This window comes from Chitinophaga sp. RAB17, from assembly GCF_052114225.1.
Lineage (GTDB): Bacteria > Bacteroidota > Bacteroidia > Chitinophagales > Chitinophagaceae > Chitinophaga.
Window position 1 is genome coordinate 342,700 of sequence record NZ_JBFREI010000006.1, and the last position, 17,796, is coordinate 360,495.

General features: G+C 47.9%; 2 protein-coding genes. Both read left to right on the forward strand.

Annotation, left to right across the window (positions count from 1 at the left end; translation table 11 throughout):
• The first annotated feature begins 363 nt into the window (after window positions 1-363).
• Window positions 364-8,193, forward strand: a complete 7,830-nt coding sequence (locus AB4Z08_RS21120) for a SpvB/TcaC N-terminal domain-containing protein (RefSeq protein WP_441575765.1) — start codon at window positions 364-366, stop codon at window positions 8,191-8,193.
• A gap of 82 nt (window positions 8,194-8,275) precedes the next feature.
• Window positions 8,276-17,641 (forward strand): neuraminidase-like domain-containing protein, encoded by a 9,366-nt coding sequence (locus AB4Z08_RS21125; protein WP_441575766.1) that lies wholly within the window; start codon window positions 8,276-8,278, stop codon window positions 17,639-17,641.
• Window positions 17,642-17,796 lie beyond the last annotated feature (155 nt).

The following is a 17,796-nucleotide window of genomic DNA, read 5'->3' on the forward strand; positions in this document are numbered from 1 at the left end:
AAAAATAATCGGTTAAGCTGATAATTTCCAGCTTTTGTTTGAGGTGCGAATATAATATCAATAATCAGGAATTTATTATTATATAGAAAGTAGCTATCTGAGATGAGATGAAAATGCTTGCTAACGTTTACGAGTATACGTTTTTTGAATGAAGAAAATCATGCCTTCATGACTTCCATAATATGAAAGGTATTTAACTGGTGTGGCTATTTTGCACTTCCGATACCTTTGTGTACCATGTACGCATGGATGTTTGGAACCCGAACGTTAATTTTTTGCACAATAGAAAAAAAACGTCCGTCGTTACAAGAAAAGATTTAATTTTATTACAGGAACCCCAAACCCTAAAATAAAAAGTAGATTATGCCTCTTCATGACCCCAAAAAAACGGGTAATCCTCCGGATTATCCCGGACGAAGCGTATTCTCATCAGGCAACGATTCAGCCTCATCCTCTTCCGGCGACATTCAGATGCCCGTTGTTGCATTGCCCAAAGGCGGTGGCGCCATTAAAGGTGTCGACGAGAAATTTAATGTCAATGCAGTTTCCGGCACGGCCGCTTTTTCCATCCCCATTCCATATAGTCCGGGTCGCAACGGATACTTGCCCGGCTTTGACCTGGCCTATCATTCCGGTAGCGGTAATGGCAGTTTCGGATTGGGATGGGAAATTACCATCCCTGCTATCAGCCGCAAAACGGAAGACGGGCTGCCTCGTTACCAGGATGCTACAGAATCAGATACCTTTGTGCTGTCCGGCGCAGAGGACCTGATCCCTCTCCTGGAGTGGAATGGCAGCGAATGGAAAAATACACCTGTCCCCAGAACGGTAGACGGCATTAACTATTCCGTTATGCGTTACCGCCCGAGAATTGAAGGTTCATTTACCCGTATTGAAAAATGGACAGACCTCAGTTCCACCCTGGTACACTGGCGGATAATTTCCGGCGATAATCATACTTCCTATTACGGTTTCACCGCAGACAGCAGGCTCGTTGATCCGGACAACGAAAACCGGGTGTTTAAATGGCTGCTTTGCCGTACCCATGACGACAAAGGAAACCTGGTGCAACTGGTATATAAAAAAGAAGACTTTGCCGGTATTCCGGCTCAAAAAAATGAAACCAACCGGCTCCATCACTGCACCCAGTTATACATCAAAAAAGTACTCTACGGCAACCAACAGGCCTATTACCTGGGTGATCCCCTGCCGGCTGAAAATGATTTTCTCTTCAAAGTGATTTTTGACTACGGCGAACATGATACCGCCATTGATATCCCGAAAGATATTGACCAGGAAAAAAACACCTGGACCTGCCGCAAAGATCCTTTTTCTACCTATCGTTCCGGCTTTGAAATTCGTACTTATCGCAGGTGTAACCGGGTGATGATGTTTCACTGCTTCCCTGATGCACTGCTGCCGGTAAATCCCTGCCTGATAAAATCCCTGCAACTGTTTTATGACGATGCGCTTCCGCTGACCGGTAACGGCGATCAGGTAAACGGCTTCTCTTTCCTGGTAAGGGCCCGGCAAAACGGACATCTCTGGGATGCAGGTAACAATGTATACCGAACAAAATATTTCCCGGAACTGGAGCTGCAGTATCAGGCCCATGAATGGAATACCAGTGTACAATCTGTAAGTGCCGATAACCTGGTACATGCTCCGGTAGGTATAGACGATAAAACTTATCTGTGGGTAGATCTCTATAGTGAAGGTATTGCGGGTATACTGACGGAACAGGGAGGCGGATGGTATTATAAATCCAATCTTGGTAATGGACAGTTTTCTCCTGCGCAGCCGGTAGCTCCGAAGCCCTCTTATAAAGGGCTCAATAAAGGAGTGATGATACAGGAGCTGGAAGGGAATGGAATCAAATACCTCGTACAGGTTGATAAACAATACAATGGTTTTTTCAAACTAACAGAAGATGCCGGGTGGGAAGGGATGCGGTATTTTGAGCAAACGCCGGTGCTTTATCCGAAAGAAAAGAACATGCGTTTTATTGATCTCACCGGAGATCATATGCCTGATATGCTCTATACCGATGAATACCAGTTTCGCTGGTATGCAGGAGCGGGTGAGAAAGGATTTAAAGTGCCGGAAACAGTGATGAAAGCTGCTGATGAAGAAAAAGGGCCGGCCATTGTTTTTGCGGACCAGGAGCAATGTATTTTCCTGGCGGATATGAGTGGAGATGCACTGACAGATATTGTACGCATACGTAACGGAGAGATCTGTTACTGGCCCAATCTTGGCTATGGCCGTTTTGGCGCGAAAGTGAGCATGGATCATGCACCGGTATTTGATCACCCCGATCAGTTTAATCCTGCATTTTTAAGATTGGCCGATGTTGATGGCTCCGGTACCACTGATATTATTTACCTGGGTAAAAATAATTTCAGTGTATGGATGAACTTAAACGGTAACGAATGGGCTGCTGCCCCGGAAGTGCTCACGGCCTTTCCTGCAGTGGATAATATGTCCCATATCTCCGTTATGGATTTCCTGGGAGCTGGTACGGCCGCTGTCGTATATGCGTCTCCGATAGCCAGCAAACCGCTGCAGTATATCGATCTGATGGGGAGTAAGCAACCGGCTTTGCTGATCGGGTATAAAAATAACTGTGGCAAGGAAGTGACCATTGAATACAAATCTTCCACATTTTATTATCTGGAAGATAAGGCGAAAGGCATTCCCTGGATCACGAAACTTCCGTTCCCGGTACATTGTATTTCCCGCGTAACAACTACCGATAAGATCAGGGAAACCATTTTTAGCAATACCTACAGCTATCGCCACGGCTACTACGATGCTACAGAAAAGGAATTCCGGGGATTTGCCCGGGTAGAACAAAATGATACGGAAGTATTCAGTCAGTTTAAATTGAATGTGGCGCTGAATGTAGTAGAAGAAGATCTGCACCAGCCGCCTGTTACCAGCATCTCCTGGTTCCATACAGGTGCTTACCTGGCCAATCAGCGGCTGTTGCATCAGTGTGCCGCAGAATATTTTAATGGTACTATTACTGCGTATGATATGCCCGAACCCATACTGCCAGCAGGTTTGCAGCCGTATGAAATTCATGAGGCACTGAGGGCCTGTAAGGGACAACATCTTCGAACAGAGATATATGCGTTTGATGGCAGCCTGCAACAGTCGTGTCCTTATACTGCCATGCAGGCCAACAATGAAATACGACTGATACAACCCAAAGGCAGCAACCGATATGCTTCCTTCCTGGTGTTGCCATCGGAAAGTATTACCTATGCTTATGAGAGAAATCCGGGAGATCCCCGTATCGCACATTCATTTGTATTGGAAACAGATGATCTGGGGTATACCACCAAAGCTGCCGCTGTATTGTATCCGCGGCTGAACAGGCCTGTAGCCCCCAACGATATCCCAGATAAAGTATGGGATGAACAGCGACAGCTGCATATTACCTACAATGAAACCGCATATACGACAGATGTGATAGGGGATGATACCTATCGCCTCCGTGAGCTATGTGAATCGAAAGCATATGAAATAGCAGGTATTTCTCTCCCTCCCGGTTTTTATCTGCATAAAATAAATCTGGCAGGTGCTCCGGGGGCTACCGTCATCCAATATGAAGAAGAATTTACGGGCGGTGTTCAGAAAAGATTATCCGCTCATGGGCGGATCTATTATCTGAAAGATGATCTCTCGGGTCCATTGGCGTTGGGAACGCTTGCGGCCTTGGGTTTTGTACATAAAAAATACCAACTCACGTTTACCCAAAACCTGGTCACCAAATATTATGGTACGGAAGTAACGCCGGTGATGCTGGCAGATGCTGGCTACACACATACGGAAGCTGATGCACATTGGTGGGCGCCTTCCGGGATAGATCTTTTTTCTGGTACACCGGCAGCCGATTTTTATATCCCGGTGGGAACAAAAGATGTATTCGGACGTGAACATCACATACAGTATGATGCGCTGCATATACTGGTGGAAAGCAGCACAGATGCTATCGGTAACACGGTGACAGCAGATAATGATTACCGGGTACTGAAGCCGTGGCTACTGACAGATGTCAACGGAAACCGCTCTGCGGTGGAAACAGATGAATTGGGCTTTGTTGTTAAAATAGCTGTCATGGGGAAGGCGGGTAGCAGTGATGGGGATACCCTGGCAGATCCTACCAACCGCATGGAGTATGATCTTTTTAACTGGGTAAATAATGGAAAACCCAATTATGTACACTGTTTCAGCAGGGAACAACATGGTGCCTCCAATCCGCGGTGGCAGGAAAGTTACGTTTATTCCAATGGCAACGGCGGTGTGATCATGACTAAAAATCAGGTGAACCCTGGTAAAGCCAAAGTCTGGAATCCTGTTACCCACACCGTAGATGAAGTAGCCGCCAATCCCCGCTGGATCGGCAACGGCCGCACGATCTATAACAATAAGGGTAATGTGGTAAAAAAATATGAACCTTATTTCAGCACCACTTCTGATTACGAATCTGAAAGTGAACTGGTGGAAACCGGTGCAACGGCAACACGATATTACGATCCTACCGGCCGGTTAATAAAAACGGTATTTCCCAATGGCACTTTTTCCAATATTGAATTTAATCCCTGGTATTTTAGCTCTTTCGATGTAAATGATAACGTGGTGGCCAGCCAATGGTACAGTGATCGTGGTAGTCCTTTACCGGCAGACCCGGAACCATCTGATCCGGAAACAAGGGCAGCATGGTTAACGGCCCGGCATAACCATACACCAGCTACTTTTCATGCAGACTCTATTGGCCGGCCTTTGATGACGATATCAGATTACGGTGGTGGTAAAACAACGGCTGTATGGGTAGAAACAGATGCATTGGGCAGGTATTCTAAGTCCTTTGATCAGCTGAACCGCCTCGTTAGTCATGGTGTGAGCAACCTGGCCGGTGCACCTATGTATTCCAATACTGCTGAGAAAGGAGACAAATGGGTATTCCAGGATGTACAGGGCCGCATTTATAAAATGTGGAATACCGCTGGTCAGTATTACCGCTTTGACTTTGATGCATTGGACCGGCCAGTGAGCAGTTACCTGAAAGTAGGTGCTATTGAATGGTTGTTTGCGCGTGTGGTGTATGGTGATCTGTTTCCCGATGCACAGGCTAAATTACTGAACATGAAGGGAAAGGTATACCAGGTATATGATCAGAGCGGTGTAAGCACTGTTAAGCAGATTGATTTTAAAGGTAATATCACCGAGGCGGAGAAAAGGTTAACCAAAGATTATAAACAACTCATAGACTGGACCCCTTTAAAAGGGCTCATCGTTATAGCGGATATTCTCACTGCCGCTGAGCCACTGCTGGAAACAGCCACTTATTCTTCCACCGGAACATTTGATGCGCTGAATCGCCCTGTTACGGCTACTTTGCCAGATCACTCTGTAGTACAGCCAACGTATAATGAAGCTAATTTTATTGCCACCCTGAACGTAAAAATTGGTGGCACCGGTGCTTTTATTCCATTCCTGAAAAGCCAGGATTATGATGCAAGAGGACAACGGCAAATGGCACAATATGGTAATGGTACGGTGACAAAATATTTCTATGATCCGCTGACCTTCCGTTTAACGGACCTGTTAACACTGCAGAAAGATACGGATACCACTCCGGCAGCCCTGCAAAACATTTCGTTCACATACGATCCGGTGGGTAATATCACCCAGATCAGGGATGATGCGCAGCAAACCCACTTTTTTAAAAATACCGTGGTATATCCCGAGTCGCTGTTTGAATACGATGCTATTTATCAGCTGACTAAAGCCAGTGGAAGAGAGCACTCGGGATTGTCGATGGATACGCAGCGTAATAATACAGATATAGCCTTCATTCCGCAATTGCCGGAAATGAATAACAGTACAGCGGTGCGGATATATACAGAGCAGTATGCTTTTGATGATTGCGGTAATATTCAGTCGCTGAAACACAGCGCTACCGGGGCTACCTGGCAACAACGTTATCGCTATGAATATGAAGATGATCCTTCCAATGTCACGAATCGGTTGAAGGCGACCAGTATGCCGGGAGATGCACCGGGGGTATTCTCTGGTACCTATGTGCATAACGCCGGAGGCAATATGACTTCCATGCCGCATTTACCTGGTGCCAACAGCATCACCTGGAATTTCCAGTCGCAGCTAAGTGAGGTGAACCTGGGAGGCGGTGGTCATGCATATTATGTGTATGGTTCCGGAGGACAACGGGCGCGGAAAATTATTGAGCGTATTGGTGGAAGAAAACTGGAGCGTATTTACTTCGGTGCTGTAGAGATCTACCGTGAAAGCACAGGTATGGGAGCGCCTGATTTTGAGCGCTACACTTTGCGGGTGGCCGATAATGCCGGTGTTATTGCCCAGGTGGATACCAAAACCATTGATACATTGGGTAGCGATCCGGGTTCGGCGCTAAATGTGCCGGTGATACGTTATCAGTATGGCAACCTTATTGGTTCAGCCGTGATGGAAACCAATGCTGCCGGGGAAGTGATTTCCTATGAAGAATATCATCCTTTTGGTACTTCGGCCTACCGCATTGCGAAACCGGGGGCTGACCTCAGTATGAAACGTTACCGGTTCTGTGGTAAGGAAAGAGATGAGGAAACCGGCTTTTATTATGTAGGCGCGCGCTACTATGCGGCCTGGCTGGGGCGCTGGACCAGCAGTGATCCGGCGGGATTTGTGGATGGTCTGAATTTGTATTGTTATTGTACCAATAATCCTGTGATGAAACATGATCCTACCGGCATGGACGGGGTAACGATTCGCGGTCATGCCACGGGTCATGAAACGGAAGCTGATATTGCCCGGGTTTTAAGAAGACAGGGCTACGGTTTCCGGCGAATGCCTACCTGGGTACCAAATGCCAGTGGTACTGGTGGAAGATGGAATTTCGGTGATGACAATCTTTACCGGTTGCCACGTGGACGTCGCAGCAGTTCTCATAGCTCAGGCGCCACTCACCCAGGTGGAAGCGGGGCCGGCTCCGGCTCTGGTGGTGGTACTACGCCGCCGCCAACAGGAGGTTCTTCCGGAGGTGCGCCAGGAGCGCCTCCTCCGGATACGAACCCACAAAGTGGTTCCACCGGCACACCAGGTGGTGCGGCTGGCGGATCTCCGGGTGGATCTCCAGGCGGTAGCCCTGGTGGCAGTCCAGGTGGTAGCCCAGGCGGTAGTCCTGGTGGCAGCCCAACGGGAAGTCCCGGCGGTAGCCCGCAGGGAACGCCGGGAGGTAGCTCCAGCGGTACGCCCGGAGGTACCGGCAGCGGTGGAGGCGGCGGAGGAGAACGTTCTTTCTGGAGCCGCGGTGGTGCCACATTACTCACTGGTTTGTTATTGCTGGGCGCAGGCTTGCTGACCATCTTTACTGCCGGTGCAGCCACACCTTTGCTGGTGCTGGCGGCTGGTGCCATGGCCACAGCCGGAGGTATTGCAGTAACTACTGCCAGTGCCGTACAACTGGGCGTTTCCTACAGTGGTGGTACTACTGCTGCGCAGGACCAGGAAATGTCGCATGCACTGAGTACGGTGTCTTCCCTCAGTTCTCCGGGTGGACTGGTAGGCGGTACAGTAGGTGCGGCAGTAGATGGAGAGAGAGGGCTGGAAAGAGGCGCATTGATCGGCAATGTAGCAGAGCTGGGAACAGGCGTCGCCAGGTTTGGTATATCCAGGTTCTCCGGAGGATCTTATCGGATGCTATCTCCCGATCCGGCGCTCGCAGGACAGGCAAGCACTTTTGCCCCCACTGTGCCAAGAGGTGTGCAGGTGTTAAGTACACATGGCATACCCGGAATGGTGGATGTAGGAGGTACTATGGTACCGCTGGCAGAGCTGGCGCCTACCATACAAAGTACTGCAGGAGGCCGAGCGGTAGTACTTGCCTGTAACGTAGCACATGACCCTGCAGCAGTGCAGGCACTGGCAAATGAAACCGGACGGAGTATCACTGCTTACACCAACTTTGTAGGTGCTAATGATTATAGCAATATTGTGAGCTTTGCGGGCACACATCTCACAGGCCCGGTATTACCGCCTGTTGTGACAGGACTCGCTACTCCAACAGTATTCAATCCAACTTACCTGAGTCCATTTCTTAGCCTGACACCTAATGTGGTTGCTCCCGCAGCCGCCACGGTAGGAGGCGTACAGGCGCAGCAATAAAAACGTATAGTCGGTACCGTGGTAGCCAACAGGCTGCCACGGTACACTGTAAATCCATCTTCATTGTTCTAATTCCAAAAAAATGAAAGCAAACCTCATCAAAGGGCACATTAAAAGTTCCCGAACAGGTCACCCCCTCCAAGGATTGAGGATTGAGGCCTGGAGCACAGAAGCACTCATCAATGTGCCGCTCGCCAAAGGAATGACCGACGAAAATGGCCGGTTTCTGCTGACTTTCAACGAAGGCCTGGTGCAGGAATTACTCCGGCATAATCCGCAGATCTATTTCCGGATCTGGCATGAAGAAATTATACTCTCCGGCAGCCACGATACCAAAAGCTGGAATGTTCATGAAGCAGTGGAAGAAATAGTACTGGAGGTAGAAGCGAAAGGTAGTCGCGCGAACGTACAAAGCGCCATCGTAACAGGCACCGTTTTTCAACCCGATAATACACCGGCCCCCGGCCTTACGGTGAAAGCATTTGATAAAGACCTCCGCTCTGAAACTGCTTTAGGAGAAGCGATCACCGACTCCGACGGAAAATACAGTATTCCCTACGATCAAAAGGTGGTGGAAAAAAATGAGTATGAAAGCGCAGATATATTGATGAGAGTATATCAGAAAAAACAACTACTATTTGAAACAGGGATTAACGATGTTGTATTCAACGCGCCCAGTAGAGTGAATATCGATATTCACCTGAAAGAAAGAGCCGGACGTACGCTCAGTGAATACGAAAACTACCTGCAGATACTATCTCCCGTAACAGGCAAAATAACACTGGATACCCTGGAAGAAACAACGGCGCACCCGGATGTAACTTTCCTGAGCAGGGAAACAGGTATCGACTATAACCGCATCGAATACCTGGCGCTGTCCTTTAAAATTCAGGAACAGTTTCAGTTTGAACCGGCCTTCTTCTATGGCTTGTTCAGGGAAGGTACCTTACTGAAGAATGATCTGCAGCAATGGTTGACCACACGTGTGGCCATCAGCATTTCCTCCGATGTGAAAGCATTGGTGTATGAAACGGCATTGATAGATTCCGATATCATCAAGGCAGCTATTGCGGATGCTATCGCTGCCAATATCATCCCCGACATCAGTAAAACGTTGCCCCGTCTGCTGCGCCAGTTACTTGACCTGCGGGAAGAAGCAAAGAAATATATACAGGAAGAAAGACCACAGCAGTGGGCTAACCTGATTATGGGTAGTATCAGGAACGGATCTTACCAAAGCCTGGTAGAGCTGATCAGTAAAAATGCCTTTGGCAATCTGCCGCAACTGCTGAACAACCTGGTAGCTGCCAATCCTTTTCTGAATGCCACCGCAGCACAGGGAGCAACGGTAGATATTAATATCGCCAGTTTGCTGGGTACCGATGAAACCCTGATACAGCACGTGAAAGAGACAGCTAATATAAAAGAAGAAAAAGACGTATCTCAACTGGCGGCACTATCTACCGAAGAGTGGAAAGATTTGCTGAACCGTCTTCCCAATCAGCAACTAAGATCCAGCATGACCGCCAGTAAAGATGCATTACACACGCATGCTACTATACTGCAAAGCCGGTTCCGGCAAAAATATCCGCATGTAGCGTTCATGGCTGATTTCAAAAGAGATCAACCTGTGGCAACGGATCAACTGAAACAGTTGCCGGATGTAGATCTTGGCGGTAAATCCATAGATGCACAATTGAAAGATACCCAGGTGTCTGACAACGACAAAGCACAACTGCGCTCCCTGCAAAGACTGTATAAGCTCACACCTGATTATAGTAAAGCAAAAAAATTGCAGGATGATCAGTTAACAGCAGCTTATCATATAGTAGGACTGGGGCAGAAACAATTCGTTACCAGGTATAGTAAAGACCAGACGTTTACCGAAAAGGAAGCAGCCGACGTTTATCAGAAAGCGGTGAACATCCATACCGCCGCCATAACACTCGGCGCTGAACTGAAGGAATATGCGGGTGCAGGTAAACTGAAAGCGCTGAATGGAGAGGCATTGTCGTTGAAGATAGAACAGATATCGAAAGATTTCCCTAACCTGAAAAGCCTGTTCCAGGAAATAGATCTTTGCGAATGCATGGATTGCAGATCGGTATACGGCCCGGCTGCTTATCTGGCAGATGTATTGCAGTTCCTGAAGAATCGCTTACTGGCCAATGGCACCAAAACAGCTAAAGACGTATTGTTTGCCAGACGTCCGGACATCGGCGATATCGATCTCAATTGTGATAATGCCAATACCCCTATTCCTTATATAGATCTCGTATGCGAAGTATTGGAAGATGCAGTGAATCCCGACTTAGGTATATTACTCGACAATACTTTTACCGCCGACATGGTAAAAGGAAAAATCAATGCCCACCTGCTGAAAGGCCTTACAGATAATGGTATAAAGAATGTGACTGATGAGGCCTTGCTGTATCCGAAATATTCTGCTGCCGGTGTAGATACTTATATGTTGCGGGATGCAAAAAGTACGACCAAAATATCCGCAGAAGGCACGGGCTGGCGGGTAAGACAATTGCGGCAAACACACCTGAGTGCTGCAGAACTAAATGCTGCGCCGGAATATGTAAATGGGGATGCGTATGATACGCTTGCTGTCTCACACATTTCCTTCGGGCTTCCTTTTGATATCTACCAGGAAAGAGGCAATAGCCTGCTGGAAATTGTAGGTATTGAACGGGCTGATCTGATGAACACCCTGGGTAATACCGCAGGTCCGGATGCTCCTTCCAAAGCAGCTGTGTACCTGAAAATATCGCCGGCAGAAAGAACCCTGATCGTTACCTCCGATACCACTACCGCGGGACAGGCTGTCTACTGGAGCACAGGCGCTCTTCCACTGCTGTCTACCCTGCAGGAGGTAGATGTGTTTTTAAAGAAAAGCGGATTGAGTTATGTAGACCTGCAACAATTGCTGAATCAATCTTTCATTAATCCCGGTAACACCCTCTTTATCCAGCACCTGGATAATACCTGTGATACGGCAAAGAAAATAATTGCCAACCTCGATGAAGCGGCATTGGATCGCATGCATCGTTTCCTGCGGTTATACCGGAAAGCAGGAGTTAGCATGGATAACCTGAACAGTATGATCATGTATACTGCGTTGGGTAATCAACAACTCAATGATGCCACGTTGGTGGTGATAGTAGATCTATTCAAACTGCAAAACAGTCTTGGTATTACACTGGAACAGGCATTGTCTTTTTATGGACAGCAACCAGCTGCATTATATACCTCCGTGTACCTGAACAGGATCGCGACCAATCCCATAGATGAAGCATTTACAATTAAAAATATCGCGGCTAATGAGCTGTTGCCCTTGGGTACCCGTGATACGTTAAATGCACATCTTACTACCCTGAGATTAAGCCTGAAGGCGAAGGCGGATGATATTACTTTTCTCATTAGCCGGTTAAACCCGGCAGATACAACGCTGACGCGCGACAACCTGGCCTTCCTGTATCGTCATGCGTTGCTGGCCAACCTGCTGGGATTGAAGTTGCCGGATATGTTTACATTCAGTACGTTGTCTGCTTTACCGTTATTTACCACACCTGCTGATACGAGCGCTTTTGTGGCCAGTGTACGGTTTATGCAGACGGCAGGTTTCACGGTGAGTGAATTGCAATGGTTCCTGCAGAATAGTGATCCCAGCGGTTTATTAGCGATGCAGGATGCTACCATTACCACCTGGCTGACTGCTTTACAGACGGCGTATCAACAGGCCTTCAATGCTACCCGGTCGGGATTTAATGCTGCATTGTCTCCTGATGAAAACAAGAATGGACTCAAACAACAAATGAGCCTGTTACCCGGTCTGTCTGCTGCTGCGGTAGATAAGATCATGGCTATCATCAGCAGTGCTTTCGCGGATACACTAACTCCACAGGCGTATGTAGATGCCAACCTGGGAGGTTATTTCAGTACCCTTGATATCCAGGCTAAAATTACCGCGTTACTGGCGTTGTTGCCGGGGGATCCTGGTCTGCCTGCCGCACAGAACGCATTGATACAATCATTCAGTACCCCCATCTCCGTTTACCTTTTTCATGCCGGTAAACAAACAGCTTTGTACAATGCGGTGCAGGGTACATTTGGTACAACGGATGTGATCACCCAGGTACTGCTGCAATATGGGTCACTGAAATTCCCCGGCCCTGCTGCATTGCTTGGAGACATCCTGTCGGACGACTCGCTGATTGATGCCTTAAATACACCGCCTGTTCCGCCGGTGATAACACCAGCTGCATTTGATGCACAATACCGGGCCACCCGCCTGCTGAAGTTGATGGTCAGTTATCTCAGTAAGATCAGCATTTCCGCGAAAGACCTGCAATGGTTCCTTCAAAATAATGCTACTATGGGCTGGCTGGAACCTGATACGCTTCGGTATACGGGAGATGTGCCGGCGGCTGATTTTGGTAAATGGGTAAAATGGCAGGAAGCACTGTTGCTGATGCAAAATTATGGAACGGTACAAAGCCCTGTTGATGCCAATGTGGTATTATCCTGGACGGACGTATGGGGACAGGTGGCATCGGGCGCTTCACAGCCGGATACTTTCCAGGCGCTCACGTTGTTCACAGGATGGGATCCTGCAGACATCAGCGACCTTACTACCTGGTACGGCTATACGTACCCGGCGGATTTTAAACTTCCGGCTACGTATCTGCGACTGGAAGCTGCTACGGCAGCATTAAGGTTGCTGGGCGTGCCAACAGCCACGGCTACACAGTTCATCCAGCCTGTACTCACGGAAGTGGAAGCAGGTCTGATCACACAGGCGCTGCGTAATAAATATGATGACAAACAATGGCTGAACGTTATTCAGCCGGTGGAAGATGCATTGCGCCCGCGGAAAAGAGATGCACTAGTTGCCTACCTGCTGGCATCCAACCCTGACCTGAACGGATCCAATGATCTGTACGACTATTTCCTGATGGACGTATTGATGCAACCCGGGCAGCCAAGTTCCCGTATCGTCATGGCACACGGCATACTTCAACTATTCATACAACGCTGCCTGATGGCACTGGAGCCCGATGCTATTGCAGATGTAACGAATGATGACGGTTGGAGCCAATGGATTTGGATGAAGAATTTCCAGGTATGGGTAGCCAACCGGAAAATTTTCCTGTACCCGGAAAACTGGATACAGCCTGAACTACGTGCCGACCAATCCTATTTCTTTGCCGACCTGATCTCTGAACTGCAACAAAATGAAGTGACAGATGACAACGTAGAAACAGCGGCCATACATTACCTGGAAAAACTGGATGATGTAGCCACCCTCGATGTAAGGGCCTGCTATTATGATGTAAGCAGTTATACCATGCACGTTATTGCACGGGTGCGCGGAGGCAGTACCTACTACTATCGCACAGGGGTGAAAGAACGCAAGTGGGAGCCATGGACCAAAGTTGATGTAGATATTTCCGGTGACCACCTGCTGGCGTACATGCTTAACAACCGCCTGTTCCTGGCCTGGCATCTGCCCACCGAAGAAATACAACAGGGCCAGAGCGTGTCTATTCCCAGCACACCTATCAACCAGGCAGCGCCAGCGCCATTGAAGCGGTATAAAATACAGCTGGCCACCAGTGAATGTATCAATGGGGTATGGCAACCCAAACGGACTTCGCAGGATGTATTGCACACAAACTATTATGCTGATCTCAATCCGGTGAAAGATACCTTCCGTATGCTGGATTTCGACATGGGGGCAGTGGGCTATGGTATTCTCTGCACTTTTGATAACCATGCCATTGGTATGTTCAATCTTACCGGATGTAAAGGTTATCCTGAAGTGGCCTACTGGGGCGAACAGTCGCTTCCTTATCTCGATTTTATCCCGGATTTTATGGACACCAAATTCCTGCAGATGCAGTACCGGGAAAACGATAGCAGATCGCTTGATACCCTCTCGATGAGGAGCATATTAAGTCCTTACAACTTCGATCCTGTTCTTAATGCTACCCCGGGTATCTTCCGGATCACTTATCCACACGAGTTCTCACTGATCGACTGGATTTATGTAGCACTCGAGCTGATGTCAGCTAAGAATAGCTACCCTACCAATAACGAGTTCGGTGGTCATAGGAGATTGGTGCTGCCGATGGCTAGTTTTATGCCGTTCTTTTATGCCGATGGATCCAGGGAGTATGTGATCATACCTGGCTTCTTCGGTGAAGATGGCACCAATGCACGCACCTTCAGTGATATCTACAAATTTGTTACTGACCTCATTGCGTTGGTAGTCAAGTATGTTAAAATCCTGATAGCAGATCCTGCGCATGACTTCAATAAAATGTTGCAGCAGTTGCACGCAGATACAGAATATATCCGGCTCACAGCGGAATGGGATTTTTATAAGAAACATAAGCCACAGCTGATGTTCCGCAACTTCTATCACCCATTGGTATGTTATATCAAGAGTACCGTGTACAAGGGTGGATTGCCGGCTATCATGACGTATGATGTACAATCGAAGGTGAACAGCTTTAAATTTGATACCACCTATCAGCCGCAATCGCCGGTAGCAACCCCTTACCCCGTAGAAAATATCGACTTCGATGCGGACGGAAGTTATTCATCCTACAACTGGGAATTATTTTATCACCTGCCTTTCTTCATAGGCAACCAGTTGAGTCAGAATCAGCGGTTTGAAGAAGCACGTAAATGGTATCACTACATCTTTAATCCTATTGGCGGCGCAGGTGGCAGTGCTCCGCAGAAATACTGGATCACCAAGCCTTTCCATGAATTCTTTGATTACGTGGATCAACGTATCGATACCATCATGAATGATATTGCGAGCGACCCTACGGGTACGGTCTACAAGGATCTGGTTAATGCAGTGGAGAGCTGGCGGGAAAATCCGTTTATGCCACATGAAGTAGCCCGCACCCGGCCACTGGCCTATCAAAAGGCGCTGCTCATGAAGTACCTCGATAACCTGATCGCCTGGGGTGACAACCTGTTTATGCAGAATACCATGGAATCACTCGTACAGGCGACACAGTTATATATCCTGGCAGATAAGCTGCTCGGACCAAAGCCAATGATCATTCCTCCTGCGGTACCCGTTCCGGATGAAACCTACAATCAGCTGGAGGTGAAGTTGGACGCTTTCAGTAACGCCATAGTAGACCTGGAAAACCTGGTCCCCGACCTGAATGTGTTGCCGCATAAGGGAGCAGAATTACCTACTCCGCATAATACGGTGTCTTCCCTTTACTTCTGCATACCTGCCAACGAGCAATTGTTGTCTTACTGGGATACGATAGATGACAGGTTGTACAAGATACGGAACAGTGAAGATATCAACGGCGTACACCGTGTACTGGCATTGTTTGCACCGCCGATAGATCCCGGTATGCTGGTGCGCGCTGCCGCCGCCGGTTTGGATATCAGTACTGTTACCAGTATGCTCAATGCACCATTGCCGTTATACCGTTTCCGTGTAATACTGCAGAAAGCCACTGAACTGGCAGAACAGGTGAAAGCCACTGGCGCAGCCTTGTTGTCTGCTTTGGAAAAGAAAGACAATGAAGCGTTGGCGCTGTTAAGAGCGGGAGAAGAAATAAAATTACAACAGCAGTTACTGTTGATCCGACAAACGCAGGTGGAAGAGGCTACACAGTCGATCGAAGCATTAAGGAAAACCAAAGCGATTTCCCAGAAAAAATACGATTACTATAGCAGCCGCGATTTTATGAATGGTTGGGAAATAGCACAGGCAGGTATTTCGGCAGGTGCTATTATATCTGAAATAGTAGCCACCGTACTGGATGCCACTTCCGGCGGCACCCATATGATACCGATTATCACCGGTGGTGGTGCAGGTTTTGGAGGCTCACCAGTGGTGACCGTCTCTTTTGGTGGTAATAATGTGGGTAGTTCTACCGGGCAATTCGGTACCCTCTTCCGTGGCATCGCCGGCATCCTGCATTCTACCTCCAGCCTTATCGGTAACATAGGTGCTTATCAGCGTAGAATGGACGACTGGGGCCTGCAGAAAGACATGGCTTCCCTGGAACTGGAACAAATGGACCAGCAAATAGTAGTGGCGGATATCCGCAAGGACATTGCCGTCAAGGAAACAACTACCCAACAGCTAAGGATACAACAGGCACAGGAAGTAAATACATTCATGACCAGTAAGTATACCAATAGAGACCTGTATGCATGGATGACAGGGCAAATCAGTACGCTCTACTTCCAGTCATATCAGCTGGCATTTGCCATGGCCAAACAAGCGGAACAATGTTATCAGTTTGAACTGGCGGCAGACAGCAATGTGATTCAGTATAACTACTGGGATACTATGAAAAAAGGACTCCTGTCCGGTGACCGGCTCCTGCTCGATGTGAAACGGCTGGAATCCAACTATCTTCATAATAACCAACGTGAATTTGAACTGACCAAAAATATCTCAGTAGCAGCATTGTCACCAGAAGCCCTGTTGCAGCTACGTAATACAGGTCAGTGCGATATCAATATTCCGGAAATGTTATTCGACATGGACTATCCGGGTCATTATCTGCGTCGCATTAAAGCCATTTCTGTGAGTATACCTTGTATCAGTGGACCACTGGTATCAATATCCTGTACATTGTCGCAGGTTAGCAACAAATACCGCAGGAATACACAGCTGAACCCTGCAGGAGCAGATGCGTATGATAAATACGTGGAAAAAGCAGGAGGAGACGACCGGTTTACATATAACCTTGGCGCTATCCAATCTATTGGCACCAGCCATGCGCAGAATGATACAGGATTGTTTGAACTAAGTTTCCATGACGACCGATACCTGCCTTTTGAAGGGACCGGTGCCATCAGTTCCTGGCACCTGGAAATGAATGATCCATCCTCGCTGGCACAATTCGATTACCAGAGTATCACGGATGTGATTATACAGATAAGTTATACATCCCGGCAGGGTGGTGGATTGTTCAAAAAGGAAACAACCGACTATCTGAAGATACTGTTTAAGAAAATTGTAGATAGCGTGCCGGCGGCTGGTCTCTTCCGCATGTTTGACCTGCGGCATGAAATGTCGGATAACTGGTATGCATTTATGAATGGCAGTGGTACCTTCAGTGGCAGCTTAACAAAAGCAGTATTACCTTACTTCACACAAAACAGTGCGATCAAAGTAACGGTACAGAGCGTAGCATTATTTGTACTCACCAGTAACAGTGGCAACCTGATGGTGTCTGTCAATGGCGCCCCTGCCCAGGCTATGACGAAGAACGCCGGTAAATTTGGTACGCAGATTCAGTTGATAGATCCGGTTAGTGCGATTACAGGTAATGTAAAACTGGCCAGTGATCACATCGACTATAGCTTTGCAGTACAGAATTTTGCTACGGTAAAAGGTACGATTGCAGGTGCGTGGATGGTAGTGAATTATACGATGGAATAGTCGTGAAGTCGCTGCCACCCGATTTTTCATTTGAGGTAGCGTAGCGAAGTCAGTGCATTCTTTTGCTCCAGACAGAACGAAGACCTGGACGGATAATAAAACAAGACCAGATGGTAGTAATACCACCTGGTCTTGTTTTAGTTTATCAGGTCAGT

What these genes read in the sequence shown, in the direction of transcription:
- AB4Z08_RS21120 (WP_441575765.1), top strand. Translation starts at nt 364, where the DNA reads ATGCCTCTTCATGACCCCAAAAAAACGGGTAATCCTCCGGATTATCCC.
- AB4Z08_RS21125 (WP_441575766.1), top strand. Translation starts at nt 8,276, where the DNA reads ATGAAAGCAAACCTCATCAAAGGGCACATTAAAAGTTCCCGAACAGGT.